Raw genomic sequence first — 22,541 nt, 5'->3', positions numbered from 1 at the left:
TGAAGTATGTGGCGACGGCGCCCTTTGATGACCGCGGATGATATCATTCGCTCGCAGGCTCGGCTGATCGTCCTTGAGCTTTTGCTCGTTCAAATTTTGAAAGACAGCGCGCAGAGCGCAGAAACGTTGAAAGTAGTTCGCGAGAGGCTCGACAGTTTGGAGGACGGGTTGCTGACGCGACCTATCCCAGACGTTGAGCCGTTGACTTTTAGCCGTTATGCCAAGGAACACTTGGCTTATCTGCGCGGCTTGATCGCGTAGGCTAAGCATCGACCGCTCCACCGATTTGCTCCGGCCGCCACCGGATTGCGACGCCGTCAAACACGACGACGCCGTGATGCAGCATCCACCAGCGCGTCATCCGGACGATCGGGCGCGCTGTCTTCCCGATGGGGCCGAACCCGTCCGAGGTCGCGTAGGCGTCGGCCTCGGCGTCCGGCACGGGAATGCCGTTCACGACGACGAAGCCGCTGAAGTCGGGGACAGCGTACGGCGCGCGGCCGTCGAGCAGACGCAGATCGATGCGGACCTCGTCGACCCCGACGCAGACGGGGTCGGTGATGATCTTTTCGCAATGGCGGGTCCGCATGCCCTGATAGAGCTGGACAGGCTCGCCGGGTCGCGCGTGCCGCTTGCGGGGCAGGCGGATCGTCTGCAGCTTCTCGAACGTCTGAATCTTCGGGACGAAGCCCGCCTTGAAGCTGTAGGCGACCATGGTCAGGCCTCCACAGCGTCGGCTTCAGGCGGCGCGGCCGAGGCTTCCGCCTCGGCCGCGCCCGCCCGGTAGCTGATCAGCTCGCGCCGGTTCGTCGCGTGGACGAACTGCCAGCTGCCGAGACGGAGCTTGTCGAGCAGCGCGATCGTCAGCCGCGCCGAAGCTCTGGGCGGCAAGCCCTCCGCCTGCAAAGCCCCGCACACGATCTCCGCAGGGTCCACGACGTCGGCCATCACGCGCTCCTCGGCTTGAGGTCGCGGATGTGGAGCACCGTGACGATGCCCTTCAGCGTCCGGATGCGGCGGCGAGTGTCGTCTTCGATCCCGAGCACTTCGGCCGGGATCTCGACCTCGCCAACCTCCGGGTCGTGCCACGCCGCAAAGACCTTCGAACCGCGTTCGAACGCCGGCGCCGGTTCGACGGACCGCAGGGCGCTGAAGTCGAGATCGCCGAGGGCGAGCTTGCTCGCCATGGCGTCGTGCATGCTTCTCGCGACGTCCTTCCGGCAGACGAGGGAGAGCACCACCACGCCGTCGCGGTCGGACGGCGGGCAGATGATGTTGAGGCTGGCGGCGAACACGCCGTCGATCGGGGATGCGAACTGCATGGTCGCCTCCCTCACGCCGAAGCCATGTCGATCGACACGGGCTCCCAGCGCGCCTTCGGGTCGGGCCGCTCGTAGAAGCGCATGTACGTCTGCGAACCGATCACGCGGATGGAGTCGCTCAGCGCCTCCATGGCGCGCGCCCAGGTCTCGTCCTCGATCTTGATCCGCCGGAGCTGGAACAGAGCGCTGCGGTTGATCTGGCCCTCGCGGTCGACTTGGAAGGCGTGATCCACGAGCGCGCGGATCTCGGCGCGGGAGCCCTCCGACCAGTTGGTGATGCACTCGTCGACGAGCGTCTTCGCCGCCTGCAGCTCCGGCCCGAACGAGATCTGGTCCTGGACCTGGACGACGACCTTTCCGCAGCCGTCGACGGTGGTGAGCGTGACGTTGCCCTTCTGGCCGCCGAGCTTCGCTTGGTACAGTTCGGCGACGAGGTCCTGCAGCGTCGCGACGTCGGTGAAGGAATGGCCCTTGAACCGGGCGATCTGCGCCGAGAGGTCGTGGGCGTAGCCGAGGATTTTGCGCACGGCCTGATCGGTCAGCTTGTCGATCGGCTTCACGAGCTCGAGCGGCACGAGGTGGCCCGAGCTGTTCCGCATGAACTCTTCCGTCCCGACGACGACGACGCCGGGAGCAGGGGCGGCCTCGGCCGCAATGGTCGTGGTTTCGGGGGTCATGCCCGATCTCCTGTGTGGCTGTTGGAAGGGCGCGCCGGGCGACGCCGCCGGGCGAGCACGTTGTAGACGTCGGCTTCCTGGAAGCCGGTGAGGCGGGCGACGGCGAACGTGTCGTGCCGCTCGCCAAGGAGGCGCTTGATCTCGGCGACGTCGGCGCGGCTCAGTTTGCTGAGCGACGGCCGCCGCCGGGGGCGCGGCGCCTCGACGGCGTCGGAACCAAGGTAGCCGCGACGCACGCGCAGCGGCTCTTCCTCCGGATCGAAACCGACGTAGGCGGCCTGGGCGATCACCGGGCGTCTCCGCGGGCGGTCGCCTCGTACGTGAAGCGCAGCTCGTGGAGCGCTTCGTCCCTGCGGCGGCGCGCCTCTGCTCCGCCGCGGTTGTTGATGTCGTCCATCGCCGCCAGGACGTCCGCCACGGCGCGCCGAAGCGTCATGGCGGGGCTTTGCTGCTCGAAGGGCTCGATCGGAGGCCCGTCGTATGCGACGGCCTCCGCCGGCGGCTTCATCATGAGCGCCTCGACGGCTTCGAGGCGCGCTCGGAAGTCGTCGTCGTCGTGCAGGCGGTTCTTGACGCGGTCGATCGCGACGAGCGCAGAGGTGTGGCCGCAGCGGCCGAAACGCCGGCCGATCGTCTCGAGCGCGTGCGGCGTGTGCTCGCGAGCGAGATAGATCCCGACGCTGCGGGCCTCCATCGTCTCCCGGCGCCGGCTCGGCGACAGGATCTCGTTCACGCTCACCCTGTAGAAGGTCGAGACGGTCTGGCGGACCTTCGCCAACGTGAGATCCCCGCTCATGGCCGGGCCTCCTCGCCGCCGCGGTTCTCCCACGCCTTCTCGACGTGCGCCTTCGTCAGCTCGGCGCCGTCGCCGGCGGCGAGCACCGTCGCCAGCTTGATTGTCTGGCTCATCTGCCCAAGCGTTCCGGCCTTACGGCCGACCGCGCGTAGCAGTTTGCGCGCGCCGTCGTCCTTCACGCCCCAGGCGTCGATGATGGCCTCGACGTCGCCCGCGAGCGGCGTCAGGCGACGCAGGCGCTTGCCGATCCGGCGGTGGATCTGGCCGTAACCGTCCCGCAGGTCGGTCTTGCCGAACCGCGAGTAGATCTCCTCGTTGCCGAGCAGAACGATCCCGCACTTGTAGACGTCGAGGAAGAACCGGAGCTGGTCGACCGCGATGTCTTGCAGGTTCTGGGCCTCATCGACGATGAGGAGCGTCTGTCGGCCGTTGCGCTTCAGCTTGCCGCCGATCGCGCGGTCGAGTTTCGCGCCGTTTCGCTCGTTGATGTCGAGCGAGAGCGCTATCTCCTGCAGCATGCGATGCACGCCCGCCGTCTGCGGACGCATGGTCACGAGGTAGGATGACGGCCGGGTCGCGACGTAGTGCTCGGCCGTCTTCGTCTTGCCCATGCCCGAGCCCAACGTGACGACCGCCATAAGCGGCATCGTCTGGGCGTAGAGCAGCGTGTCGACGACTTCGCGCGAGGTCGGCGTCTCGACGTAGACCGGGTCGTCTGGGAACGGCGTAACCCGGCTGCGGACCTCTTCCACGCTGTCGAGCCAGCGCGTGATCTTCGCGACTTGGTTCGCATAGTTGCCGGTGTAGGTGCCGTCGATAACGGGCGTGAAGGTGCCGAGGGGCACGTCTGCGCGGCGTGCGACCTCGGACCGGTTGAGACCGTCACGCGCCGCGAGCGCGCGAATCCGCGTGCTCATCGAGCGCCATGCCGTCAGGGTTTCTTCGACGAGGTGAGTGGGCTCCGCCTTTGGCGGCCCCCAAGCATCTTGCGGCTGTGCGTCGGCCATGCGACCACTCCTTTTGCAAACTCGACTTCGCGGCGGCTTCGGCCGCCGTCTCTTTTTCGAGGGCTCGCGCCCTCAGTCCTTCCGGCCGAACGGCAGGACGTCGGCGCTATCGCCGAGCATCCGCATCGCGCGGCTGAAGCTCTCGGAACCCGACCAGCTCTCCTGATCGCCGATCGGCTCGACCGGCCGCGCCTCGCCGTTCGCGACAAGGCGCACGACGGACGGCGTCGGGAGGGGCTCGGGGGTCGGGGTCGGGATGAGCGCGGCGACGTCGCTGATCGACAGCCGGCGCTCGGCGCTCAACATCTCGCGCTGGGCGCGCAGCCACGCCCGCTTCAGGCGGGCGTGGTCTTGCGCCGCCGCCATGTCGTTGAAGCCTTCGGCCTCGAAGCAGGACGCCTCGCAGATGAACCGGCCGTCCGTCGCGTAGACCGCGATCGGCAGGAGCAGGTCTTCCGGGTCGAAGCGCGCGATGACCTTGCGGCCGGCGAACTCCGACATCGGGTCGGCCCAGTACCGATTGCCCGCGAGCTGGATCTCGCCGTTGTTCTTCCGCGCGGTGACGCCCTCGGCCGCCATAAGGAACAGGCGGCGTTGCGCGGCGGTCGCCTTTCGGACGAGCGCGCCGTTCTCAAGGCTCGCCTTGAAGGCGTCGAAGAAGCTGCGGCCGGCGGCGACCTTCGTGCGGCGGCCCTGCCGCTCGTTGTGGCGTCGGATCTCCGTCGCGACGAGCGCCCGGAAGGCCTCCTCCGGCACGGCCTTCGAGCCGTAATTGTCCGGCTTCGCCATGGGCGAGTTGCCGGTGTAGGCGCCGGCGCAGGTCGGATGCTTGGCGATCTCCTCGCAAAGGTCGCGGAAAGCGCGTTCGATCGGCTTGGCCTGCCCGTGATAGGGCGTCGCGAAATGCACCTTCACGCCAAGCGACGTCAGGATGCCGGCGGGCTCGTCGTCGCGGATCTTGAACCGGAAGCGGGTCTTTGAACCGCCGGTCAGCCACTTCGAAGCAAAGGCCCGGCCGTTATCGAGCCAGCACTGTTCCGGAACGCCAAAGCTCTCTATCGCGTCGGCGAAGGCGTGCCGGACCGCGGTCCAGTTTTCCGACCGGGCGAGCCGGTGGCCGACGATCACGCCGGAGTAGAGATCCTGCACCGCGACCATCGTTGGCCGGGCGATCGTGCCGTCCGCCCATTTGACGAACACGTCGAACATGTGACCGTCCGCGTTGACCGCCTCCATGGCGTGGAAGACGGTCCGGTCGCGGGTCTGATGCGGATAGAGCGCCTTGGCGGCGTCAGCGCCCTTGCGCGCCAGCACCTGAACCGCGCGGGGGATGTCGCGGTCCAGCCGACGCTTCAGCGTCTTGGATGACGGGATCGGGGACCAGCCGTGCTCGACGGCGGCCTCGCGCATGCGCCGGTCGCAGCTGTCGAAGACACGCTGTTCGGGCTGCAGCCAGAGCGCGACGAGGAAGTCCCAGGCGCGCGGGTCGCAGTCCGCCGTGGCCGTCCGCCCGGCATGTTTAGGGGCCAAGGCGGCGAGGCGATCGCCGCGATGGACGTCGTCAGCAACCTTCAGCCAGTCGTACAGCGTCCGGATGGAGACGCCGACCTCGGCCGCGACGGTCGCGACTGCGACTTGCCGCGTTGCGTCCCGCGAAAGGACTTCCACGCGATCCACCGCGGCGAGCCGTCGCCGGGCCTCATCCTTCTGCGCCTGCGGCAGGCGCTCGAAGCGGTCCCAAAGGGCCTTCGAAGGGCTTTCGGGAGCGGCCTGAGGGGCGGCGCCCGCCACCTCGGCCATGCCAGCAGCGAGAAGCGCCGAGCGCACCTCAAGGGGGAGGAGGGAGACGTGATAGCGCCACTCGCCGCCCTCGCGACCGCGGCCGGGCACGAGCTGGGCGCGCTGCGCGTCGGCGCGCCAGCCGCGCTCGAGCGCCATCCGGTCGACGCCGCGACGATCCTCCGGCAGGGCCGGGTGACGAAGCGCAATGATCTCGGCGACAGAGACCCACTCGCGCATCAACGCCTCCCCCGACGCGCGCGCACGGCGACGGACACGGGTTCTTTCTGAAGGGTTTTCCGGATCTCTCGGGAGAGCGCCTGCAGGCGCTGCTGCTCCTGCTCGACGTAGCCGAGCTGGGCGAGCTTCGCCTCGCGGCCCTCGAGCACGACGAGGCCGTCGTCCTCGACCAGCAGATCCCAAAGCCACGTGGCCCCGGTGGCGCGCACGAAGGCGACGAAGCGCACGATGCCCATGTCGTGCTCCTTCGAGGGCGCCGTGTAGGTGTAGAGCGCGTCGGCCGTGATCTCGCGGCCGGAAATCTCGGTCATGCGCGCCGCGACGACGGTGGCGCTGTCAGGGCACTCCTTGAGCGCCTGTCCCATGGCCGTCTTCACGCGGACCGAGAGGTCGACGGCGCGCGGCCCGGTCTCCGGGCGGCGAACGGGGAACAGGTCGGCGGCCTGAACGAACAGGTCTCCCTGTCCCTCGGTCGCGCGCTTGGAGGCGGGCCGCTTGGTCACGTCAGCCGACCTCGTCCAGATCGGCGGCGTCGTTGGCGACGGAGAGCGCCGGCTTCTTCGGCGTTTCGACGCCGATGTGCGCGAGGAAGCGTCGGCGAACCTTCGTGCCCGTGCGGCTCCAGAGGTCCACCATCTTCTCGAAGTGCACCTCGTCGGCCGGGCGCTTCGGCGCCGGCCGGTAGCTCGAAAGCGTCTTGATCTCGCCGGATGCGATCTTGGAGGCGGCGGCGACCTGCTCGGCGGGGTCCATCGCCGCGAGCGCCGCAAGGTCGCCGCCATGGCGCGCGAGATAGGTCTGACGAGCGAGACGAAGGGCGTCAGGCGTCAGGGACGCGACGAGGCTAGTCGCGCGCCGGATCGAGCGCTCCGATAAGCCAGTCTTCTCGCTTGCGTCCTTCGAGAACCGGATGGCCAAATTGGCCATCTGGCTATCCCGCAGAGTTTTCTTGGTTTTTGGGTCGCCGCCGTTCTTCGTGGCCGGATAGAGCGCCTCCCAGACAACCTTGCGCTTGGCGAGGAAGATCGCCCGGTCGAGCGGTCCCAGCTCGCGCCGCATCAGGTTCTCGTCGATCTCGACGAGCTGGGCCTCGGCGTCTTCCAGCTCGCGGACGATCGCAGGGATCTCGGTCCATTCGTTGAGCCGGCCGCCGGCGAGGCGGTGCGCGCCAGCGACGAGCTTGAACCGGCCCTCCGCGGTCGGATGCGGGCGCACGATGATGGGCTCGGACAGGCCGGTCGCGGCCATGGAGGCGGCGATCATCGCCACATAGGCCTCGTCGACTGGACGAAGGCGGTCGTCGTCGTCGATGCGCGCGATCTCGATCGCGCGGAAGTCCGCGGCGGCTGTCATGCTCATGCTGTCTCGTTGGAAGAAGAGGGCCGGCAGGCGAGGGAACCCGCTGGCAGTTGCTCGATCGACTGATCCACGCGGATCGGCCGGCCCATGCGGTGAAGAAGGTCGAGCACGTGCTCGGTCGGCCACCTGTCGGCCTCTGCGAGGTCGATCATGGTCCGAAGCGCTTCGAAGAGCTGGACGGGGGCGGCGCTCATTGGGCGCGCGCCTTCGAAAGGGCGTCGCCGTTGGTCGGGGCGCATGCCGCGCGGATCTTCGTCTCGTTCTGCTGGAGCCACTTCAGCGTCTCGACGACCGCCTCGAGCGACTCGATGGCGTATGCCGCCTGGGCTTCCTTCGCTCGGCCGCGCCGCACCTCCTCGAGCAGCTCGCGCCGCCGGATTGTGATCTCGCCGTGCATGGCGGTGATCTGCCGGGTGAGAGACACGCCGCTCACAGCGCGCCGCCCAGAACGATCTTCGACAGGAAGGCGACCCAGCCGGCCACGGCGCCGAGCGAGAACGCGATCAACAGCAGCGCGGCGTGAACGATGCGGCGGTCGGCGTCGGTCTCGACCATGGGTTCGCCGGGGCTGAACGGCCCAAAAGGCGGCGCGTAGGTGGTGGGAGCAAAGCGCGAGACGCTGTCTGCGATCTCGGGCGGCGAGCGACGGGGCGGCGTCACATGCGTCATGTCTAGACGTGCTCGACGATTGGACTCGCCGGCGCCTGCGCTTCAGCGCTAGAACGGTTTTGCGAGTCTTGGGTGGAGGGATACCGCGTAGGCCACAGCTCGGAGGGAGCGACGCCGAGAAAGCGCGAGATCGCCATCTCGCCCGCCCGGTTCCGGCGGTGCAGAGCGACTTTGCAGCTCGAAGGCTCGAGCCCGTCCTTCTCGCTGAGGGACTTCAGCGTCTCGCCGCGGCGGTGAACCGCGGCTTTGATCGCGTGCTTGTCCCAACGCTTGCGCTTCCGCGTCACTCGTCTCGTCTCCGGGGAGCCGGCCTGCCAGGGCCGGCTTTTTCGGTGCTGCAAATCACCTAGGTGACGATCGCAGAAGTCTGCGGCTTAGGCAACAGATTTGTGCGGATATGGAGCGGCCGTGCCCTTCGCAGAGCGTCTAAACGAGCTGATCGACCAGCTCTCCGAGGGCAATAAGGCTGCCTTCGCACGACTGTGCGGCGTTCAAGAATCATCAATCCGGCAGTACGCGGCGGGTACAAAGCCCTCGCTGGACAACCTAATTGCCATCAGCGCTGCGACGGCTAAAAGCATCGACTGGCTCGTGAGAGACGACGGAGCGCAGATTTCTGCGGAACCGGAGGAGGGCAAGGGTCTGCTGGACACATTTGCCCTTGTCCCGCGCTACGATGTGCGGGCCAGCGCAGGCTTGGGCGCAGTGGTCCCGAGCGAGGAGATCCTCGAGTATCTGGCGTTCCGTCGTGAGTGGCTGACGCGCCTGGGCGTCTCGCCTTCGAACGCCATCCTTTCCGAGATCACCGGCGACAGCATGGAGCCGACCATCCCGGACGGCGCGCTGATCCTCATCAACACCGCGGTCGACAAGGTGATGAACGGTTTTATCTATGCGATCCGCCGGGACGACGAATTGCTAGTCAAACGCGTTCAAATCAGAGTGGACGGAACCGTGGTTCTGATCTCCGATAATCCGCGCTATGAGCGCGAAGAGTTTCCGGCGGATAAAGCCGTGTCTTTGCATGTTGTTGGGCAGGTCGTATGGAACGCCTTCGCACTCGTTGGAAAGGGGCGGCTATGAAACGCGCCGCTTGGTGCGCTGTTCTGCTCGTCTCCGTTGCGTCGCCCGCACGAGCCGACGATCGCGTCGAAGCTCGGGCGCTGCTCGATCATGTGCATGAGGCAGAGCCCATGATCCGGGCGGCGATTCAGACGCGTGATCTATCGGAACTTCAACGGCAGGCCGCAGCTGCAACCCGTGCTCTGTTCGCGTCGCGCGATCGAATGTCGGGTGATGAGAAGTACCATTCTTGCATCCGGTCGATCCTCGAGACGGCTGGGTTGGCCCGATATCTCGAACTCGTCGCCAAGAACGGCTTGGACGCGCCAAGTCTGGTCGGGCTGCAAGCCGTTTATGGGCGCTGGCGTACTGAGACAGGCGACTGCGAGGCGAAGCTTGACCAGAAGCGACCGCGCCAGCTGGTTCTGGATCTCGGCTGAGGCTCTCACGGTTTTGGCGGCTGGGGCGTTTCAGTTTCGCCCTTATTCGCGATGGCCCGCACCGGGCCGGGCGCTTGAGAGTTGAACGTTTCAGCGCCATTTCGCACCGAAACAGGGTCGCCCTTATTGCACCCGAAGGATCTTGCGCCTTAGCCGCGGGTTCACCGCCGCGCCCGCTCGATCGTTGACGACTGAAACTCCCATTAATCAATGACTTGAAGGCCGCTCGAAGGCTGCACCGCCACAACGTGCGACGACGCGCGTCCCGGGGCCGTTTGCAGTTTCAAGTGTCCGCGACCGCCCGCCGTGCAGAACCAAGTGTCTAAGCACCATCGGCCGCCAGACATCGGTTTCGGCCGTATGGCCCCTCAGGACTGAGGCGATTGCCGCCTTTGCCCGCCTAATCCCGGATAATCCCGCCCACTGCAGAACCATGTGTCCGACAACACTCCCAAAGCCGGGCCGAAGCCGCGCGCGTCCGCCGAGACCATCGCGGAGGCGCGGCGGCTGATCGAGACCACGAGCCTGACCCAGGCGGAGATCGCTCAGCGGATCGGCGTGTCCCGGCCGGCGCTGTGCCGCATGGCGGCGCGCGAGGGGTGGACCCGGCCGGCGGTCGATCGGCTGGAGACCGTGCGCCGTCTGCGGCTGCGGGTCGACGAACGGCTCGCCGCCATCGAACCGCTGCTCGCCGGGTCCGGCGGGAGCGGGCTCGACGAGGCGGAACGGGCGGCCAAGACGCTCGGCGCGCTGGTGCGCACGCTGAAGGATCTGGCCGCGCTCGATCGCGACGAGACGCGCGCCGGCGGACGGGGGGACGAGAATGAAGCGCCCGTCGATCTCGACGCCCTCCGCGACGAGCTTGCGCGCCGACTGGCTCGCCTGCGGGCCGAAGACGAAGGACCGCTTTCTGGCGGCGTTGACGGCTGACGAGACGCGGGCGCTGACGGCCTTCTGGGGCCTGTGGGCGCGGCGCGATCAGTTGCCGCCGCCGGGCGGGTGGACGACCTGGCTGATGCTGGGCGGCCGGGGCGCGGGCAAGACCCGCGCCGGCGCCGAATGGGTCTGCGGGCTGGCGCTCGGCCGTCGCGGCTTCGCGGAGGCGCCGGTCGGCCGCATCGCGCTTGTCGGCGAGACCTACGCCGACCTGCGCGAGGTGATGATCGACGGCGTGTCGGGCATCCTCGCCGTCAGCCCCGGCGCCGAGCGGCCAGTCTATGAGCCGACGCGGCGCCGGCTGCTCTGGCCGAACGGCGCGATCGCGCAAGGGTTTTCCGCCGAGGATCCGGAGGCGCTGCGCGGGCCGCAGTTCGAGGCCGCGTGGTGCGACGAGGTCGCCAAATGGCGCCATCCGCAGGAGACATGGGACATGCTGCAGTTCGGACTTCGCCTCGGCGAGCGGCCGCGCCAGCTCGCGACCACGACGCCGCGCGCCGTGCCGCTGATCAAGCGGCTGCTCGCCGACCCCGCCACCGCGGTCTCGCGGGCGACCACGCGGATGAACGCCGCCAATCTCGCCCCGCGCTTTCTCGAGGCCGTGGTCGGCACCTACGCCGGCACAAGGCTCGGCCGGCAGGAGCTCGACGGCGAGCTGCTCGAGGACGACGAGGACGCGCTCTGGAGCCGCGAGGCGATCGAGCGCTCCCGGGTGCGGGAGGCGCCGGAGCTGAAGCGGATCGTCGTCGCCGTCGATCCGCCCGCGGGCGGCGGAAAACGCTCCGACGCCTGCGGGCTGGTGGCCGTGGGGCTGGGCGCTGACGACCGGGCCTATGTGCTGGCGGACGAGACCGCCCACGCCGCCCGGCCGGAGCTTTGGGCCGCCCGCGCCGTCGCCCTGCACCGCCGGCTCGAGGCGGACGCGCTGGTGGCGGAGGTCAACCAGGGCGGCGAGATGGTGCGTTCGGTGATTGCGCAGGTCGACCCCGGCGTCCCCGTCGTCGCCGTCCGGGCCACCCGCGGAAAGTGGCTGAGGGCGGAGCCGGTCGCCGCGCTCTACGCGCAAGGAAGAGTGGCCCATGTCGGCGCCCATCCCGCGCTGGAGGACGAGATGGCCGCCTTCGGCCTCGACGGTCTCGCCAACGGCCGCTCGCCCGACCGCGTTGACGCCCTGGTCTGGGCGGTGACGCATCTGATGCTCGGCGCGAAGGGGCGGGGCCCGCGCGTGCTGCGGCTCTAGCGCGCCGTCAGTTCCTCAACGCTCGCCGCGGGTCGCCTTGCTCGGGTCGCGGTAGATGCCCTGGTTCAGCGAGGGATCATCGGCCTTGTTCTCGCTCGACCCCACGGTCGAGCCGCCGCCCTGGCCGCTGCGCCCCGCGACGCCGCCCGAGCCGCGTTCGAGGCCGCCCTGCTTCGCCGTGGCCGCGTCATTTCCGGTCCCCACCGTGCCGCCGGTTCGCGGGGCCGTTACGCCGGGCGCCGCCGTTCCCGCAGCGCCCGAGCCGCTCATTGACGAGCCGCCGCCGGCCGACGATCGGCCGCCTGCGGACCCGCCGGACGAGGACCCGCCCGACGACCCGCCGGCCGACGATCCGCCGCTTTGCGCGACGGCCTCGAATGAAAAGGTCAAGAGCGCCGCTGTGGCGAGCGCCAGCGCGATGCGCCGTTTCATGGAACCTGCTCCTTCCGTCGCAGCCGACCTGGCCGCGAGCGGACCGGCCGGCGTTGGGGCGAAACGCCCCGCCGGGAGCGATCGTTCCCGGCGGGGCGCCTGCGAGGTCAGGACTCGATGACGTAGACCACGTCGTAGGTGGAGGGATCGACGATCACGATCGTGCCGTCGTCGAGCACGAAGTAGCTGTAGTCGGCGTACTCCGGCACGATCTCCACGATCCGCGGCGGCAACCTTTCGATCGTCACGGTGCGGGGCACCGACACGCCGACCCGCAGGTCGACGCCGACCGTCGAGCGCGAGACCTTCCGCACGCTCGGCGAGGACACGATCGTCTCGCGGATCGTGCTGCGCTTCTCGGTGGAGATGTTCACCGAGGTCCGGCTGGAGCTTCGGTCGGAGCCGCGCTCGTTCGAGCGTTCGGTCGTCGTGGACCGCTCCGAGCTTGGACGGTCGCGCGAGCTGTCGCCGCCCATCCTCTCCTTGTCGGGGCGGTCCGCCGCATCGCGCGCGCCGCCGGATCGCTCGGACCGCTCGCGGAGCTTCTCGTCGCGTTCCATGGATCTGGTGTCGGAGGACGGTTTCGTATCGGACGACGCGGCTCCGCCGGAGCGCTCGGTCTTGTCGCGGGACGAGGGCGCGTCGCTCGCGGACGGACGCCCGGACGGCGTGTCCCTGGACGGGTCGGCCGCCGACGGCTTGTCGCCCATGCGCTCGCTGGACGGTCGGTCGCCGCGCATCTCCGCGCCGGACGACGAGCCCCGTTCGCGACTGCCGTCCGACCCGCCGCCGCTCTCCATGCGGCCGCCGCCTGAACCGGACTCCGCACGGCCGGAACCGCCGGACTCCATGGATCGCGGGCTTTCGGATTGGGCGCCGCGGTCGTTCGACTGAGCGACAGCGGACACGGGCGAAGCGACGATCGCAAGTGCAGCGACGCCGCCGAGAAGCAGGTTTTTCATGATTTTGCCTTCTTCGACCGTCCGATCCGGATGGTCGATTGGGCCCCTCGGCACAAAAACGCCGGCTTCGAGACTTCGTTCCACTTAAACGTTCTGACGCACATGCTGCAACGCGTGCGTTTCGACTTCGCAATGCAGCGCTGAGCGCGGCGTCGCGCCGTCGTTGCTGACGTCCAAAACCAGATGGAGAGCGCCATGGCGTTTCCCTTCGCGCGCCTTCTCGGCCGCGCGCCCGAGGCGAAGGCCTCGCGCGCCGGCGGCTTGCTCGCGCTGCACGGCGGCGGCCGGGCGATGTGGAGCCCGCGCGATCAGACGAGCCTCGCCCGCGAGGGCTACCAGCGGAACCCGATCGTCCACCGCGCGGTGCGCCTCGTGGCGGAAGCGGCCGGCGGCACGCCGCTCACGCTGATGGAGGCCGGGCGCGAGCTCGAGGGCCATCCGCTCGCGGCGCTGCTGGAGCGCCCGAACCCGCGGCAGGGCAGGGCGGGCCTCGTCGAGACGCTGGTGTCGCAGCTGCTGATCGCCGGAAACGCCTATGTCGAGGCGGTGACACTCGGCGACGAGGTCCGCGAGCTTCATGCGCTGCGGCCGGACCGCATGCGCGTGGTCCCCGGCGCCGAGGGCTGGCCCGAGGCCTACGAGTACCGCGTCGGCGCCGAGGTCGTCCGCTTCGACCAGCGCGCCGAGCCGGTCCCGCCGATCCTGCACCTGACGCTGTTCCATCCGCTCGACGACCACTACGGCCTGAGCCCGCTGGAGCCGGCGGCGACCGCCCTCGACCTGCACAACGCCGCCTCCGCCTGGAACAAGGCCTTGCTCGACAACGCCGCCCGGCCCTCCGGCGCGCTGGTCTACAGGGGCGCCGAGGGGGCGAGCCTCTCCGACGATCAGGTCGAGCGGCTGAAGGAGGATCTGGAGGCGCAGTTCTCCGGCGCCGCCAACGCCGGACGGCCGCTGCTGCTCGACGGCGGGCTGGACTGGAAGCCGTTGTCGCTCTCCCCGCAGGAGATGGACTTCCTCGCCGCCAAGAACGGCGCGGCGCGCGAGATTGCGCTCGCCTTCGGCGTGCCGCCGATGCTGCTCGGCATCCCGGGCGACGCGACCTACGCCAACTACCGCGAGGCCAACCGCGCGCTGTGGCGCCAGACGGTGCTGCCGCTGCTCGGCCGCGTGGCCGAAAGCCTCGCAGGCTGGCTGTCCCCGGCCTACAGCGCGGCGCTGACGCTGACCCCGGACCTCGACGCGATCGAGGCGCTGGCCGAGGAGCGCGAGTCGCTCTGGCGACGCGTCGGCGCGGCGGACTTCCTCAGCCCCGACGAAAAGCGCGCGGCGGTGGGGTACGGGGCGGAGGAGGGGTGAGGGGGGCGGACATTTTCGCGCTTCCGCGCGTCTGTCCGTCTTGCAACTCTTGCGCGTTCCGGCTCTCGTTAACCCGTTCGTTACGACTTGGCCTAATAGGATGTGCGAGTGTTGACATTTGTTAGCGAGGCGATAGGTTTCGGATCCGTTGGCTGTGAGTAGGTCTCGCCATCCTGACAAGCACGTCGAGGATGCGGTCGCCTACGCGGAGTTGAAGGGCTGGCGATTGCGGAGCATGGGGCACTGGGGGCGTCTGTTTTGCGCTCATGCGGCTCAGGACGGTTGTCAGGTAGGCGTTTTCAGCACTCCGCGCTCGGCGGAGAACCACGCCAAGCAGATCAAGCGCGCCGTGGACCGCTGTCCTCACGGCAGGGACGACATCGATGACCACTCATGAATTCGTTATCGTTGCGACAGGGGTCGATCCCACGTCTGACGATTTCGAAACGCGTTTCTTCGAGGCGGGTTGCGACGACGCAACCGTCTCATTCCAGCGCGGCCTCATCCTCCTGGATTTCGCCCGCGACGCAGACCGGTTCGACGAGGCTCTGGCCTCGGCGATCGAAGCCGTTCGTGCGGCGGGCGCGGAGGTCGTTCGGATCGAGCCCGATCCGCTCGTCAGCCTGGCCGACATCGCCGCGCGCACCGGCATGAGCCGAGCTGCGATGACGCAGTACGCCAAGGGCCAGCGGGGACGAAACTTTCCGCCGCCAGCCGCCAAGGTCGCTTCGGAGAGCCCTCTCTGGCAGTGGGCCAGCGTGAGCGAGTGGCTGTTCGAGAACCACAAGCTGCCCGCGGACGCGGTCGTCGAGGCCGTCGTGCTCAAACGGGCCAACGAGCTTCTGGACGCAAGCGCAGGCGCGCTCCGCGCAGACCTGAAGGCGAGCGCGGCGTCCCATGCGGCGACTTTGGAGCCGCCCGCGCCTGCGCCCCGCCGCGCCGCTGGATGACGCCGCGCCTCCAGCGCGCCTGAGATCGTTCGAAGCCCCGCTCTGGCGGGGCTTTTTTTATGGCCGAGCGCCGTCCTCCAGACATGGCGAAGCAAATGCCTGAAACGCCACTCCGGCGGGTCGCCGACCCGTCCCGCCAAGCGCCCGAACTGAAGCGCCTGCCCGTCGCGCCGGCGGTGTCGGCGGACGGGACGATCGAGGGCTACGCCAGCCTGTTCGACGTGGTCGATCTGGGCCGCGACCGCGTGGCGCGCGGGGCCTTCGCGGCAAGCCTCGCCCGGCGGGGCGCGCGCGGGGTGCGCTTCCTGTTCCAGCACGACCCGGCCGAGCCGATCGGCGCCTGGGAGAGCCTCGCCGAGGACCGGCGCGGCCTGCGCGTCCGCGGCCGGCTCAACATGGGCGTGGCCCGCGCCCGCGAGGTGCACGCCCTGCTGCGCCAGGGCGGGCTCGACGGCCTGTCCATCGGGTTTCGCCCCGTCCGCCACGCCCGCGAGCCGGGCGGCGTGCGCCGTCTCGTCGAGGTCGACCTCTGGGAGATCTCGGTCGTCACCTTCCCGATGCTGCCCGACGCCCGCGTCGGCGCGGTGAAGGGCTCCGCTCCACCCGTCCAGAACGAGGTTCGTCCATGACCTTCGCAGACAAGGCCTTCGCAGACATGACCTTCGCCGATCCCCGCTCGCCCGAAACCAAGGCGGCGGGCGCTGCGCCCTCCAGCCTCGAGGTGGTCCACGCCTTCGACGACTTCATGCGCGCCTTCGAGAGCTTCAAGGAGGTCAACGACGAGCGCCTGGCCGAGATCGAGCAGCGGCTGTCGCCGGACCCGGTGACGAACGAGAAGCTCGCCCGGCTGGACGACGCGCTGGACCGGCAGCAGAAGCTGCTGGACGATCTGGCGCTCAAAGGCCGCCGGCCGGCGCTGGAGCCGGCGGGTTCGTCCGCGAGGCTTGTGATCCGCGAGCACAAGGCGGCGTTCGACGCCTATGTCCGCCGCGGCGAGGTCTCCTCGCTGAAGGGGCTGGAGTCCAAGGCGCTGGTCGCCGGGACCGACGCCCAGGGCGGCTATCTCGTGCCGGAGGAAACCGAGCGCGAGATCGGCCGCAAGCTCGCCGAGGTCTCGCCGATCCGCGCCATCGCCAGCGTGCAGCAGGTGACGTCCTCGGTGTTCCGCAAGCCCTTCGCGACCGAAGGCTTCGCCTCCGGCTGGGCGGCGGAGACCGCGGCCCGCGCCCAGTCCGCGACGCCGGCGCTGGACGAGCTGGCGTTTCCCGCCATGGAGCTGTTCGCCATGCCGGCTGCGACGCAGACGCTGCTGGACGACGCCGCGGTCGATCTCGACCAGTGGATCGCGCAGGAGGTGGAGACCGCATTCGCGGAGCAGGAAAGCGTGGCCTTCGTCACCGGCGACGGCGTGACCCGGCCGCAGGGTTTTCTCACGCCGACCAAGGTGGCGAACGCCAGCTGGAGCTGGGGCTCGATCGGCTATGTCGCGAGCGGCGCCGCCGGCGCCTTCGCAGCCTCGAACCCCTCCGACAGGCTGCTGGACCTCGTCTACGCGCTCCGCTCCGGCTATCGGCGCAACGCCCATTTCGTGATGAACCGGCGCACGCAGGCGACCGTCCGGAAGCTCAAGGACGCCGACGGGCGCTACCTGTGGGAGCCGCCGGCCGCCCCCGGCGCCGAGGCCACGCTGATGGGCTTCCCGCTCGTCGAGGCCGAGGCCATGCCGGACATCGCGGCCGACGCCCACGCCATCGCCTTCGGCGACTTCCGCCGCGGCTACCTGGTGGTCGACCGGATCGGCGTGCGCACCCTGCGCGACCCCTTCACCTCCAAGCCCTACGTGCTGTTCTACACCACCAAGCGCGTGGGCGGCGGCGTGCAGGACTTCGACGCCATCAAGACGCTGCGGTTCAGCGCGAGCTGAGGCTGGCCGCTCTCTCGTCCGACGCCTCCGAGAGACGCGCGGAACCACGACGCGTCATTCCGGGCGAAGTCCCGGAATCCATCAGCCTGCCGGCTCAGGCCGATCTCGAACGGCGGGATGATGGGCCCCGGCACTTCGGCCGGGGCGATGGCGAGCGGGCGGCCCGATCGCCTTCATCCTCCTCACGCGGAGCGTGGGGAGGGTGGCCCTCGGCGGAGCCGAGGGTCGGGTGGGGTCTTCGGCGTAGCACGCGACGTTCGCGTGGCCGCCTCGTTCCGCCGCCGACCCCACCCGGCCGGGCTTCGCCCGTCCACCCTCCCCTGTCCCAGGGGAGGGACGCCCGCGCCTTCCTTTCACGCTGTTCCGCGAGGCCCCCATGCCCGCCGTTCTTCTCACCGCGCCCGCGGCCGAGCCTCTCGGTCTGGCGGACGCGAAGGCCTACCTGCGTCTGGAGCACGACGCCGAGGACGACCTCGTGCTTGCGCTCGCAGCCTCCGCCCGCGACGCGGTCGAGCGCCTCACGCGCCGGGTGCTGGTCGCTCAGCGCTGGCGGCTCGACGCAGCCGCGCCCGCGGACGGCGTCATCGCGCTCAAACCCCGGCCGGTGCGCGACGTCGAGGAGGTGCGCGTGCGCCGCCCCGACGGCGGGCTCGACGCGCTCGACCCCGCCGACTGGCGCTTCGACTGGGGGGCGGAGCGCCTGACGCTGCTAAAGCGCCCGCCGGTCGGCCGGATCGTCGAGATCGACATGGCCTGCGGCTACGGCGAACCGGACGAGGTGCCGGAGTCGCTCCGGCTTGCGCTGCGCCGGTTGGTGGCGGACGGCTTCGAGCGCCGGAGCGCCGCGGACGGGCCGCCGGCCGACGTCGCCAACCTGCTCGCGCCCTACCGGGAGCTCCGGCTGTGAGCGGCGTGGTCGCGCTTCCGCTCGGCGCGCTCCGGCGGCGGGTCGAGATCCTCGCCCCGGTGGAGACGCCGGACGGCGCCGGCGGCGTCGCGCGCAGTTTCGCCAGCGCCGGCGAGGCCTTCGCGAGCGTCGAGCCGTTGAACGCCGCGGAGACGCAACGCGGCTTCGCGCTCGGTCTCGCCCGTCTCTACCGCGTGACGCTGCGCGCCCGCGGCGACGTCACCGGCGGTCATCGCGTGCTCTGGCGCGAGCGGACGTTCGAGGTGCTCTCGGTGCGGCTCGCCGACGCCGACGGCCGGTTCGAGGAGCTGCTCTGCGAGGAGACGACGCCGTGAGCGAGGTCTCCGCAACCCTGTCGCTTCGGGCAGCCGTGTATCAGCACCTCATCCTTGACACGGCGCTCGCCGCGCTGCTGGGCGGCGCCCACGTCTACGACGAGCCGCCCCGCGCGGCCGCCGCGCCCTACGTCGCGCTCGGCGGCGTCGAGACCCGCGACCTCTCGGGAGACGCCGCGCCGGTCGAGGAGCACCTGTTCGCGCTGGAGGTGGTCTCGCGCGAGGGCGGGCTGGCGGAGGCGCTCAAGATCGCCGACCGGCTGGTGCGCCGGCTCGACGGCGCCGCGCTCTCGCCCGAAGGCCACAGCCTCGCGAGCCTCGCCTGGCGCTTCACCGACTCCGGCCGCGCCGCCGACAACGGCCGTCGCCGCGCGACCGTCTCGTTCCGCGCGGTCACCGAACCGCTCTGACGTCATTCCTCGAGGGACATCATGGCCATCCAGAAGGGCAAGGACCTGCTGCTCAAGATCGCCGACGGCGCGGGCGGCTTCACGACGGTGGCGGGCTTGCGCGCGCGCTCGCTGTCGTTCAACGCGGAGCCGGTCGACGTCACCCATTCCGAAAGCGCCGGCCGGTGGCGCGAGCTGCTGGCCGGCGCCGGCGTGAAGAGGGCCAGCGTCGCCGGCGCCGGCGTTTTCCGCGACGACGCCTCCGACGCGCTGGTGCGCGGGCTCGTCTTCGACGGCGCGGCGGCCGTGTTCCAGATCGTCATCCCCGACTTCGGCCGGGTGGAGGGACCCTTCCAGGTGACGGGCCTCGACTACCGGGGCGACCACGCCGGGGAGGTCGTCTACGACCTCGCGCTCGAGAGCGCCGGCGCGCTCGCCTTCACGGCGGTCTGAGGCCATGCCCGCAAACCGCCGCCGCGGCGAGACGGAGGCCGTGTTCGACGGCCGGCCGCGCCGCCTGGTCCTCACCCTCGGCGCGCTGGCCGAGCTCGAGGCGGCCTTCGGCGTCGCCGACCTCACGGCGCTGGCCGAGCGCTTCGAGAGCGGACGGCTCTCCGCCCGCGACGCCACCCTCATCCTAGGAGCGGGCCTCCGCGGCGCGGGCGAGGAGATCGCCGACGTTGAGGTCGCGCGGCTCGCCCATGCGGAGGGCGCCGCCGGATACGTCCGCGCGGTGGCGGATCTGTTGCAGGCGACCTTCGGCGGCGCGGGGGAGGGCGCGCCGGGCGAGGCGAACGGCCCTTTCCCTGGGACGAGCTGATGGGCTTCGGCCTCGGCGTGCTGCGGCTCAGCCCCGACGCCTTCTGGCGCGCGACCCCGCGGGAGATCGCCGCCGCCGCCGACGGCGTGACGCGCCGTCATGCCGGCCCGAAGCCGCTCGCCAAGGCCGAACTCGCCGCCCTGATCGCCCGCTTTCCCGACGAGGAGATCTCCCATGGCCGGATCTGAACCCGTGTCCCTCGACGTCCGGGTCGACCTGACCGGCTTTCGCCGCGAGATGACCGACGCCCAGCGCCTCGCGCGCGGCTTCGGCTCCGCGATCGGCGACGCGCTGGAGGGCGGCGTCGTCAAGGGGCGCTCGCTCTCCGACGTGCTGAAGGGGCTCGGCTCACGCCTCTCGGAGCTCGCGCTCTCGGCCGCGCTCCGGCCGGCCGAGAAGGCGGTCGGCGGCATGTTCTCGAACCTCATGTCGAGCCTCCTCGGCGGCGTCACGCCCATGGCGAAGGGCGGCGTGCTCTCGGCGCCGACCGTGCTTTCCGCTGGCGGCGCGGCGCTGGCGCTCGCCGGCGAGGCGGGGCCGGAAGCCGTGCTCCCGCTGACGCGCGGCGCGGACGGACGTCTCGGCGTCGCCTCGGGCGGCGGCGGGGGCGGCGGGTCCGTCACCGTCAACATCACGACGCCCGACGTCGAAGGCTTCCGCCGCTCCGAAGGCCAGGTCGCGGCCGCGCTCGCGCGGGCCGTAGCGCGCGGGAGGCGGGGGCTGTGACCGCGTTCCACGACGTGCGCTTCCCCACCGACATCGCCCGCGGCGCGCGCGGCGGGCCGGAGCGAAAGACTGAGATCGCGACGCTGGGTTCCGGCTTCGAGGAGCGCAACGCCGTCTGGGCGCACTCGCGGCGGCGGTGGGACGCGGGGCTCGGCGTGCGCACGCTCGTCCAGCTCGCGGCCGTCGTCGCCTTCTTCGAGGAGCGGCGCGGCAGGCTGCACGGCTTCCGCTTCAGGGACCCGCTGGACCATTGCTCCTCCGCGCCGGGCGCTGCGGTCTCGGCGACCGACCAGCGGATCGGGACCGGCGACGGGAGCACCCGCCGGTTCCCCCTCACCAAGACCTACGGCGGCGCCTTCGACCCCTATGTCAGGCCGATCGCGAAGCCCGTGGCGGACTCGGTCGTGGTCGCCGTCGGGGGCGTCGCGACGACCGCCTTCGCGCTCGACATGACCAACGGCGCGGTCGTGCTCGATGTGCCGCCCTCGGCCGGCGCCGCCGTCTCCGCCGGCTTCCGGTTCGACGTGCCCGTGCGGTTCGACATGGACCGGCTGGAGATCGACCTCGCGGCCTTCGAGGCGGGGGCGATCCCGTCGATCCCGGTGGTGGAGATCCGGCTGCGATAGCCGCCTGGTCGCCGAATGAAACGCCGTCATGCCCGCCCTTCGGCGGGCATCCACGACTTCGCACGACGTCGCTCTTTCCGCGCCCAAGTCGTGGATGCCCGGCTGCGCCGGGCATGACGGCTCGGGTGGAGAGGCGACGCGGTCCCGCTTCGAGGCGTCCCCATGCGCGACATTCCCGAACCCATGGCGGCGGCGCTCGCCTCCGGGGCCACCACCTTCGCCCGGCTGTGGCGGCTCGCGCGGCGGGACGGCGTGGTGCTGGGCTTCACCGACCACGACCGCGACCTGGTCGTCGCGGGCGAGACCTACCGCGCGGAAAGCGGCATGACGGCGTCCGCCGCCGAAGCCGCGCTCGGCCTCGCCGCGGGCGGGCTCGACGTGGTGGGCGCGCTGGACGACGCTGGCTTGAGCGAGATCGACCTCGCGCGCGGGCTCTACGACGGCGCCTCCGTCACGCTCTCGCTGGTCGACTGGCGGGCGGCGGGCGCGCCGCTGCTGCTGTTCGCGGGCGTCCTCGGCGAGGTGGCGCGCGAGCGCAGCCTGTTCACGGCGGAGCTGCGCGGCCTCGCCTCCGCGCTGCAGCAGCCGCAGGGGCGGCTCTACCAGCGCGCCTGCGACGCGGAGCTCGGCGACGCCCGCTGCGGTGTGGACCTGACCGCGCCCGCCCACCGCGCGGAAGGCGTGGTCACCGAGATCCGCAGCGCCCGCGCCTTCCGCGCCGAGGCGTTGTCCGGCCGCGGAACGGTCTTCACGCGCGGGCGGCTCCTCTGGGTCGAAGGCGCGAACGTGGGCTCCATTTCGGAACTCCGGCGCCACGACGGGGCCGAGGCGGACTGCGCCGAGACGCCCCCCATGGCGCTCGCCGTGGGCGACGCGTTCACGGTCACCGCCGGTTGCGACAAGAGCTTCACAACCTGCCGTAAACGCTTCATTAACCATAAAAATTTCCGCGGCTTCCCGCACATGCCGGGCAACGACTGGCTCACCGGCTCCGCCCGCTCCGACGGCGACAACGACGGAGGCCGGCTTGTCTGAGATTTGGCATGAGGAACGGCCGGTAACGCTCGACGCTGAAAAGGTCGTGGCGGCGGCGCGAGGATGGATCGGCACGCCCTACCGCCACCAGGCGAGCCTCGTCGGCGCGGGCGCCGATTGCCTCGGCGTCGTCCGCGGCGTCTGGCGGGAGCTGATCGGCCCGGAGCCCGAGCCGCTCGCGCCCTACGCCCGCAGCTGGGCGGAGGACGGCGGCGCCGAGATGCTGCTCGCCGCCGCCCGCCGCCGCCTCGTCGAGCTGCCGCCGGACGAGGTCACGCCCGGCGACGTGCTGCTGTTCCGCGTCCGCCGCGACGGCCCGGCGCGCCACGCCGGCGTCGCGACGGGACCCGCGGCCATGGTCCACGCCTACGACGGCCACGCGGTGGCGGAGACCGCGATCCCGGACGTCTGGCGGCGGCGGCTGGTCGCGCGGTTTCGGTTTCCGGCGGGGCTCTGAGCCGGGACGTGCGTGCTTCGAGACGCCGACCTCTGGTCGGCTCCTCAGCATGAGGGGACCTGAGGCTCGAAACTCCCGAACCTCCTCATGCT

The 22,541-nt window shown here is 70.5% G+C and carries 35 protein-coding genes; 19 read left to right on the top strand and 16 right to left on the bottom strand.

The window, feature by feature from the left end; translation table 11 throughout:
* Window positions 1-27 precede the first annotated feature (27 nt).
* Window positions 28-261 carry a hypothetical protein gene (locus K244_RS0108985; RefSeq protein WP_020185923.1) on the top strand — a complete coding sequence of 78 codons (234 nt, stop codon included), beginning with the start codon at window positions 28-30 and terminating at the stop codon, window positions 259-261.
* Between the two features lies 1 nt (window position 262).
* Here the strand turns inward: K244_RS0108985 and K244_RS0108980 are convergent, their stop codons facing one another.
* The 14 genes from K244_RS0108980 to K244_RS0108915 all read right to left on the bottom strand — a co-directional run bounded on the left by K244_RS0108980 (window position 263) and on the right by K244_RS0108915 (window position 8,136).
* Entirely contained in the window at window positions 263-715 is a 453-nt protein-coding gene (locus K244_RS0108980) for a hypothetical protein (RefSeq protein WP_020185922.1), read from the bottom strand.
* 2 nt (window positions 716-717) lie between these two features.
* On the bottom strand, window positions 718-948 hold the full coding sequence (locus tag K244_RS0108975) for a hypothetical protein (RefSeq protein WP_020185921.1): 231 nt from the start codon (window positions 946-948) through the stop codon (window positions 718-720).
* On the bottom strand, window positions 948-1,322 hold the full coding sequence (locus tag K244_RS0108970) for a hypothetical protein (protein WP_020185920.1): 375 nt from the start codon (window positions 1,320-1,322) through the stop codon (window positions 948-950). Before K244_RS0108970 ends, K244_RS0108975 begins: the two co-directional genes overlap by 1 nt.
* Before the next feature lie 11 nt (window positions 1,323-1,333).
* Complete coding sequence (locus K244_RS0108965) at window positions 1,334-1,999, bottom strand: DUF3164 family protein (RefSeq protein WP_020185919.1); 666 nt, start codon at window positions 1,997-1,999, stop codon at window positions 1,334-1,336.
* On the bottom strand, window positions 1,996-2,289 hold the full coding sequence (locus tag K244_RS0108960; protein WP_020185918.1) for a hypothetical protein: 294 nt from the start codon (window positions 2,287-2,289) through the stop codon (window positions 1,996-1,998). Before K244_RS0108960 ends, K244_RS0108965 begins: the two co-directional genes overlap by 4 nt.
* Window positions 2,286-2,795 carry a helix-turn-helix domain-containing protein gene (locus tag K244_RS0108955; protein ID WP_020185917.1) on the bottom strand — a complete coding sequence of 170 codons (510 nt, stop codon included), beginning with the start codon at window positions 2,793-2,795 and terminating at the stop codon, window positions 2,286-2,288. Before K244_RS0108955 ends, K244_RS0108960 begins: the two co-directional genes overlap by 4 nt.
* Window positions 2,792-3,802, bottom strand: coding sequence for an AAA family ATPase (locus K244_RS0108950; protein ID WP_036305624.1), 1,011 nt, complete (start codon window positions 3,800-3,802; stop codon window positions 2,792-2,794). The genes K244_RS0108955 and K244_RS0108950 overlap by 4 nt, the downstream gene beginning before the upstream one ends.
* Before the next feature lie 72 nt (window positions 3,803-3,874).
* Window positions 3,875-5,821, bottom strand: a complete 1,947-nt coding sequence (locus K244_RS0108945) for a transposase domain-containing protein (protein ID WP_020185915.1) — start codon at window positions 5,819-5,821, stop codon at window positions 3,875-3,877.
* A complete protein-coding gene (locus K244_RS0108940; protein WP_020185914.1) occupies window positions 5,821-6,324 on the bottom strand; it encodes a hypothetical protein in 504 nt (167 codons plus the stop codon). Before K244_RS0108940 ends, K244_RS0108945 begins: the two co-directional genes overlap by 1 nt.
* A gap of 1 nt (window position 6,325) precedes the next feature.
* Window positions 6,326-7,180 carry a ParB/RepB/Spo0J family partition protein gene (locus K244_RS22620; RefSeq protein ID WP_020185913.1) on the bottom strand — a complete coding sequence of 285 codons (855 nt, stop codon included), beginning with the start codon at window positions 7,178-7,180 and terminating at the stop codon, window positions 6,326-6,328.
* Window positions 7,177-7,374: a hypothetical protein gene (locus tag K244_RS0108930; protein ID WP_020185912.1), complete on the bottom strand. Its 198-nt coding sequence runs from the start codon at window positions 7,372-7,374 to the stop codon at window positions 7,177-7,179. The genes K244_RS22620 and K244_RS0108930 overlap by 4 nt, the downstream gene beginning before the upstream one ends.
* Window positions 7,371-7,613: a hypothetical protein gene (locus tag K244_RS0108925; protein WP_020185911.1), complete on the bottom strand. Its 243-nt coding sequence runs from the start codon at window positions 7,611-7,613 to the stop codon at window positions 7,371-7,373. Before K244_RS0108925 ends, K244_RS0108930 begins: the two co-directional genes overlap by 4 nt.
* Entirely contained in the window at window positions 7,610-7,849 is a 240-nt protein-coding gene (locus tag K244_RS0108920) for a hypothetical protein (RefSeq protein ID WP_020185910.1), read from the bottom strand. Before K244_RS0108920 ends, K244_RS0108925 begins: the two co-directional genes overlap by 4 nt.
* A 2-nt stretch (window positions 7,850-7,851) precedes the next feature.
* A complete protein-coding gene (locus tag K244_RS0108915) occupies window positions 7,852-8,136 on the bottom strand; it encodes a helix-turn-helix domain-containing protein (protein WP_020185909.1) in 285 nt (94 codons plus the stop codon).
* Window positions 8,137-8,257: 121 nt separating this feature from the next.
* Here K244_RS0108915 and K244_RS21670 point away from each other — a divergent pair, with 121 nt between their 5' ends.
* The 4 genes from K244_RS21670 (at window position 8,258) to K244_RS0108895 (ending at window position 11,527) form a co-directional block, all read left to right on the top strand.
* Complete coding sequence (locus K244_RS21670; protein ID WP_020185908.1) at window positions 8,258-8,932, top strand: helix-turn-helix transcriptional regulator; 675 nt, start codon at window positions 8,258-8,260, stop codon at window positions 8,930-8,932.
* Window positions 8,929-9,351, top strand: coding sequence for a hypothetical protein (locus K244_RS0108905; RefSeq protein WP_155931657.1), 423 nt, complete (start codon window positions 8,929-8,931; stop codon window positions 9,349-9,351). The genes K244_RS21670 and K244_RS0108905 overlap by 4 nt, the downstream gene beginning before the upstream one ends.
* A 435-nt stretch (window positions 9,352-9,786) precedes the next feature.
* Window positions 9,787-10,281, top strand: a complete 495-nt coding sequence (locus K244_RS0108900; RefSeq protein ID WP_020185906.1) for a hypothetical protein — start codon at window positions 9,787-9,789, stop codon at window positions 10,279-10,281.
* On the top strand, window positions 10,175-11,527 hold the full coding sequence (locus K244_RS0108895; protein WP_081761454.1) for a terminase family protein: 1,353 nt from the start codon (window positions 10,175-10,177) through the stop codon (window positions 11,525-11,527). Before K244_RS0108900 ends, K244_RS0108895 begins: the two co-directional genes overlap by 107 nt.
* Window positions 11,528-11,542: 15 nt before the next feature.
* Here K244_RS0108895 and K244_RS22615 read toward each other — a convergent pair whose 3' ends face one another.
* Together K244_RS22615 and K244_RS23060 are read right to left on the bottom strand one after the other, a co-directional pair.
* Window positions 11,543-11,959 carry a hypothetical protein gene (locus K244_RS22615; RefSeq protein ID WP_024816403.1) on the bottom strand — a complete coding sequence of 139 codons (417 nt, stop codon included), beginning with the start codon at window positions 11,957-11,959 and terminating at the stop codon, window positions 11,543-11,545.
* A 107-nt stretch (window positions 11,960-12,066) separates the two neighbouring features.
* Window positions 12,067-12,921 carry a DUF1236 domain-containing protein gene (locus K244_RS23060; protein ID WP_081761453.1) on the bottom strand — a complete coding sequence of 285 codons (855 nt, stop codon included), beginning with the start codon at window positions 12,919-12,921 and terminating at the stop codon, window positions 12,067-12,069.
* A 195-nt stretch (window positions 12,922-13,116) separates the two neighbouring features.
* Here K244_RS23060 and K244_RS0108870 point away from each other — a divergent pair, with 195 nt between their 5' ends.
* From K244_RS0108870 to K244_RS0108800, 14 genes are all read left to right on the top strand, one after another.
* Window positions 13,117-14,280: a phage portal protein gene (locus K244_RS0108870; RefSeq protein ID WP_024816402.1), complete on the top strand. Its 1,164-nt coding sequence runs from the start codon at window positions 13,117-13,119 to the stop codon at window positions 14,278-14,280.
* Window positions 14,281-14,663: 383 nt separating this feature from the next.
* Window positions 14,664-15,230, top strand: coding sequence for a hypothetical protein (locus K244_RS0108865; protein ID WP_020185900.1), 567 nt, complete (start codon window positions 14,664-14,666; stop codon window positions 15,228-15,230).
* Window positions 15,231-15,325: 95 nt separating this feature from the next.
* The gene (locus K244_RS0108860; RefSeq protein WP_155931655.1) at window positions 15,326-15,859 is read left to right on the top strand and encodes an HK97 family phage prohead protease; all 534 of its coding nucleotides are present in this window, start codon (window positions 15,326-15,328) and stop codon (window positions 15,857-15,859) included.
* Window positions 15,856-17,154, top strand: a complete 1,299-nt coding sequence (locus K244_RS0108855) for a phage major capsid protein (RefSeq protein ID WP_020185898.1) — start codon at window positions 15,856-15,858, stop codon at window positions 17,152-17,154. Before K244_RS0108860 ends, K244_RS0108855 begins: the two co-directional genes overlap by 4 nt.
* Window positions 17,155-17,530: 376 nt before the next feature.
* Entirely contained in the window at window positions 17,531-18,061 is a 531-nt protein-coding gene (locus K244_RS0108845) for a hypothetical protein (RefSeq protein ID WP_020185897.1), read from the top strand.
* On the top strand, window positions 18,058-18,396 hold the full coding sequence (locus K244_RS0108840) for a phage head closure protein (protein ID WP_020185896.1): 339 nt from the start codon (window positions 18,058-18,060) through the stop codon (window positions 18,394-18,396). Before K244_RS0108845 ends, K244_RS0108840 begins: the two co-directional genes overlap by 4 nt.
* Window positions 18,393-18,806 (top strand): DUF3168 domain-containing protein, encoded by a 414-nt coding sequence (locus K244_RS0108835; RefSeq protein ID WP_020185895.1) that lies wholly within the window; start codon window positions 18,393-18,395, stop codon window positions 18,804-18,806. Before K244_RS0108840 ends, K244_RS0108835 begins: the two co-directional genes overlap by 4 nt.
* Before the next feature lie 21 nt (window positions 18,807-18,827).
* Window positions 18,828-19,238 (top strand): phage major tail protein, TP901-1 family, encoded by a 411-nt coding sequence (locus K244_RS0108830; protein WP_020185894.1) that lies wholly within the window; start codon window positions 18,828-18,830, stop codon window positions 19,236-19,238.
* Between the two features lie 4 nt (window positions 19,239-19,242).
* A complete protein-coding gene (locus K244_RS0108825; protein ID WP_020185893.1) occupies window positions 19,243-19,605 on the top strand; it encodes a gene transfer agent family protein in 363 nt (120 codons plus the stop codon).
* Window positions 19,605-19,793 (top strand): phage tail assembly chaperone, encoded by a 189-nt coding sequence (locus tag K244_RS0108820; protein WP_020185892.1) that lies wholly within the window; start codon window positions 19,605-19,607, stop codon window positions 19,791-19,793. The genes K244_RS0108825 and K244_RS0108820 overlap by 1 nt, the downstream gene beginning before the upstream one ends.
* The gene (locus K244_RS0108815; protein ID WP_020185891.1) at window positions 19,780-20,331 is read left to right on the top strand and encodes a phage tail tape measure protein; all 552 of its coding nucleotides are present in this window, start codon (window positions 19,780-19,782) and stop codon (window positions 20,329-20,331) included. Before K244_RS0108820 ends, K244_RS0108815 begins: the two co-directional genes overlap by 14 nt.
* A complete protein-coding gene (locus tag K244_RS0108810; RefSeq protein WP_020185890.1) occupies window positions 20,328-20,957 on the top strand; it encodes a DUF2460 domain-containing protein in 630 nt (209 codons plus the stop codon). Before K244_RS0108815 ends, K244_RS0108810 begins: the two co-directional genes overlap by 4 nt.
* A gap of 162 nt (window positions 20,958-21,119) precedes the next feature.
* Entirely contained in the window at window positions 21,120-21,992 is an 873-nt protein-coding gene (locus K244_RS0108805) for a DUF2163 domain-containing protein (RefSeq protein ID WP_020185889.1), read from the top strand.
* Complete coding sequence (locus K244_RS0108800) at window positions 21,985-22,449, top strand: NlpC/P60 family protein (protein ID WP_020185888.1); 465 nt, start codon at window positions 21,985-21,987, stop codon at window positions 22,447-22,449. Before K244_RS0108805 ends, K244_RS0108800 begins: the two co-directional genes overlap by 8 nt.
* The last annotated feature ends 92 nt before the right edge of the window (window positions 22,450-22,541 follow it).

Source organism: Methylopila sp. 73B, from assembly GCF_000526315.1.
GTDB lineage: Bacteria > Pseudomonadota > Alphaproteobacteria > Rhizobiales > Methylopilaceae > Methylopila.
The sequence above is the reverse complement of the archived record's forward strand: the minus strand, read 5'-3'. Positions and strand labels throughout refer to the sequence as shown.

Excerpts from the sequence above, each read along its gene's own strand:
- K244_RS0108985 (WP_020185923.1), top strand. The coding sequence starts at position 28 with ATGACCGCGGATGATATCATTCGCTCGCAGGCTCGGCTGATCGTCCTT.
- K244_RS0108980 (WP_020185922.1), bottom strand. The coding sequence starts at position 715 with ATGGTCGCCTACAGCTTCAAGGCGGGCTTCGTCCCGAAGATTCAGACG.
- K244_RS0108975 (WP_020185921.1), bottom strand. The coding sequence starts at position 948 with ATGGCCGACGTCGTGGACCCTGCGGAGATCGTGTGCGGGGCTTTGCAG.
- K244_RS0108970 (WP_020185920.1), bottom strand. The coding sequence starts at position 1,322 with ATGCAGTTCGCATCCCCGATCGACGGCGTGTTCGCCGCCAGCCTCAAC.
- K244_RS0108965 (WP_020185919.1), bottom strand. The coding sequence starts at position 1,999 with ATGACCCCCGAAACCACGACCATTGCGGCCGAGGCCGCCCCTGCTCCC.
- K244_RS0108955 (WP_020185917.1), bottom strand. The coding sequence starts at position 2,795 with ATGAGCGGGGATCTCACGTTGGCGAAGGTCCGCCAGACCGTCTCGACC.
- K244_RS0108950 (WP_036305624.1), bottom strand. The coding sequence starts at position 3,802 with ATGGCCGACGCACAGCCGCAAGATGCTTGGGGGCCGCCAAAGGCGGAG.
- K244_RS0108945 (WP_020185915.1), bottom strand. The coding sequence starts at position 5,821 with ATGCGCGAGTGGGTCTCTGTCGCCGAGATCATTGCGCTTCGTCACCCG.
- K244_RS22620 (WP_020185913.1), bottom strand. The coding sequence starts at position 7,180 with ATGAGCATGACAGCCGCCGCGGACTTCCGCGCGATCGAGATCGCGCGC.
- K244_RS0108930 (WP_020185912.1), bottom strand. The coding sequence starts at position 7,374 with ATGAGCGCCGCCCCCGTCCAGCTCTTCGAAGCGCTTCGGACCATGATC.
- K244_RS0108920 (WP_020185910.1), bottom strand. The coding sequence starts at position 7,849 with ATGACGCATGTGACGCCGCCCCGTCGCTCGCCGCCCGAGATCGCAGAC.
- K244_RS0108905 (WP_155931657.1), top strand. The coding sequence starts at position 8,929 with ATGAAACGCGCCGCTTGGTGCGCTGTTCTGCTCGTCTCCGTTGCGTCG.
- K244_RS0108895 (WP_081761454.1), top strand. The coding sequence starts at position 10,175 with ATGAAGCGCCCGTCGATCTCGACGCCCTCCGCGACGAGCTTGCGCGCC.
- K244_RS22615 (WP_024816403.1), bottom strand. The coding sequence starts at position 11,959 with ATGAAACGGCGCATCGCGCTGGCGCTCGCCACAGCGGCGCTCTTGACC.
- K244_RS23060 (WP_081761453.1), bottom strand. The coding sequence starts at position 12,921 with ATGAAAAACCTGCTTCTCGGCGGCGTCGCTGCACTTGCGATCGTCGCT.
- K244_RS0108870 (WP_024816402.1), top strand. The coding sequence starts at position 13,117 with ATGGCGTTTCCCTTCGCGCGCCTTCTCGGCCGCGCGCCCGAGGCGAAG.
- K244_RS0108865 (WP_020185900.1), top strand. The coding sequence starts at position 14,664 with ATGACCACTCATGAATTCGTTATCGTTGCGACAGGGGTCGATCCCACG.
- K244_RS0108860 (WP_155931655.1), top strand. The coding sequence starts at position 15,326 with ATGCCTGAAACGCCACTCCGGCGGGTCGCCGACCCGTCCCGCCAAGCG.
- K244_RS0108855 (WP_020185898.1), top strand. The coding sequence starts at position 15,856 with ATGACCTTCGCAGACAAGGCCTTCGCAGACATGACCTTCGCCGATCCC.
- K244_RS0108845 (WP_020185897.1), top strand. The coding sequence starts at position 17,531 with ATGCCCGCCGTTCTTCTCACCGCGCCCGCGGCCGAGCCTCTCGGTCTG.
- K244_RS0108830 (WP_020185894.1), top strand. The coding sequence starts at position 18,828 with ATGGCCATCCAGAAGGGCAAGGACCTGCTGCTCAAGATCGCCGACGGC.
- K244_RS0108825 (WP_020185893.1), top strand. The coding sequence starts at position 19,243 with ATGCCCGCAAACCGCCGCCGCGGCGAGACGGAGGCCGTGTTCGACGGC.
- K244_RS0108820 (WP_020185892.1), top strand. The coding sequence starts at position 19,605 with ATGGGCTTCGGCCTCGGCGTGCTGCGGCTCAGCCCCGACGCCTTCTGG.
- K244_RS0108815 (WP_020185891.1), top strand. The coding sequence starts at position 19,780 with ATGGCCGGATCTGAACCCGTGTCCCTCGACGTCCGGGTCGACCTGACC.
- K244_RS0108805 (WP_020185889.1), top strand. The coding sequence starts at position 21,120 with ATGCGCGACATTCCCGAACCCATGGCGGCGGCGCTCGCCTCCGGGGCC.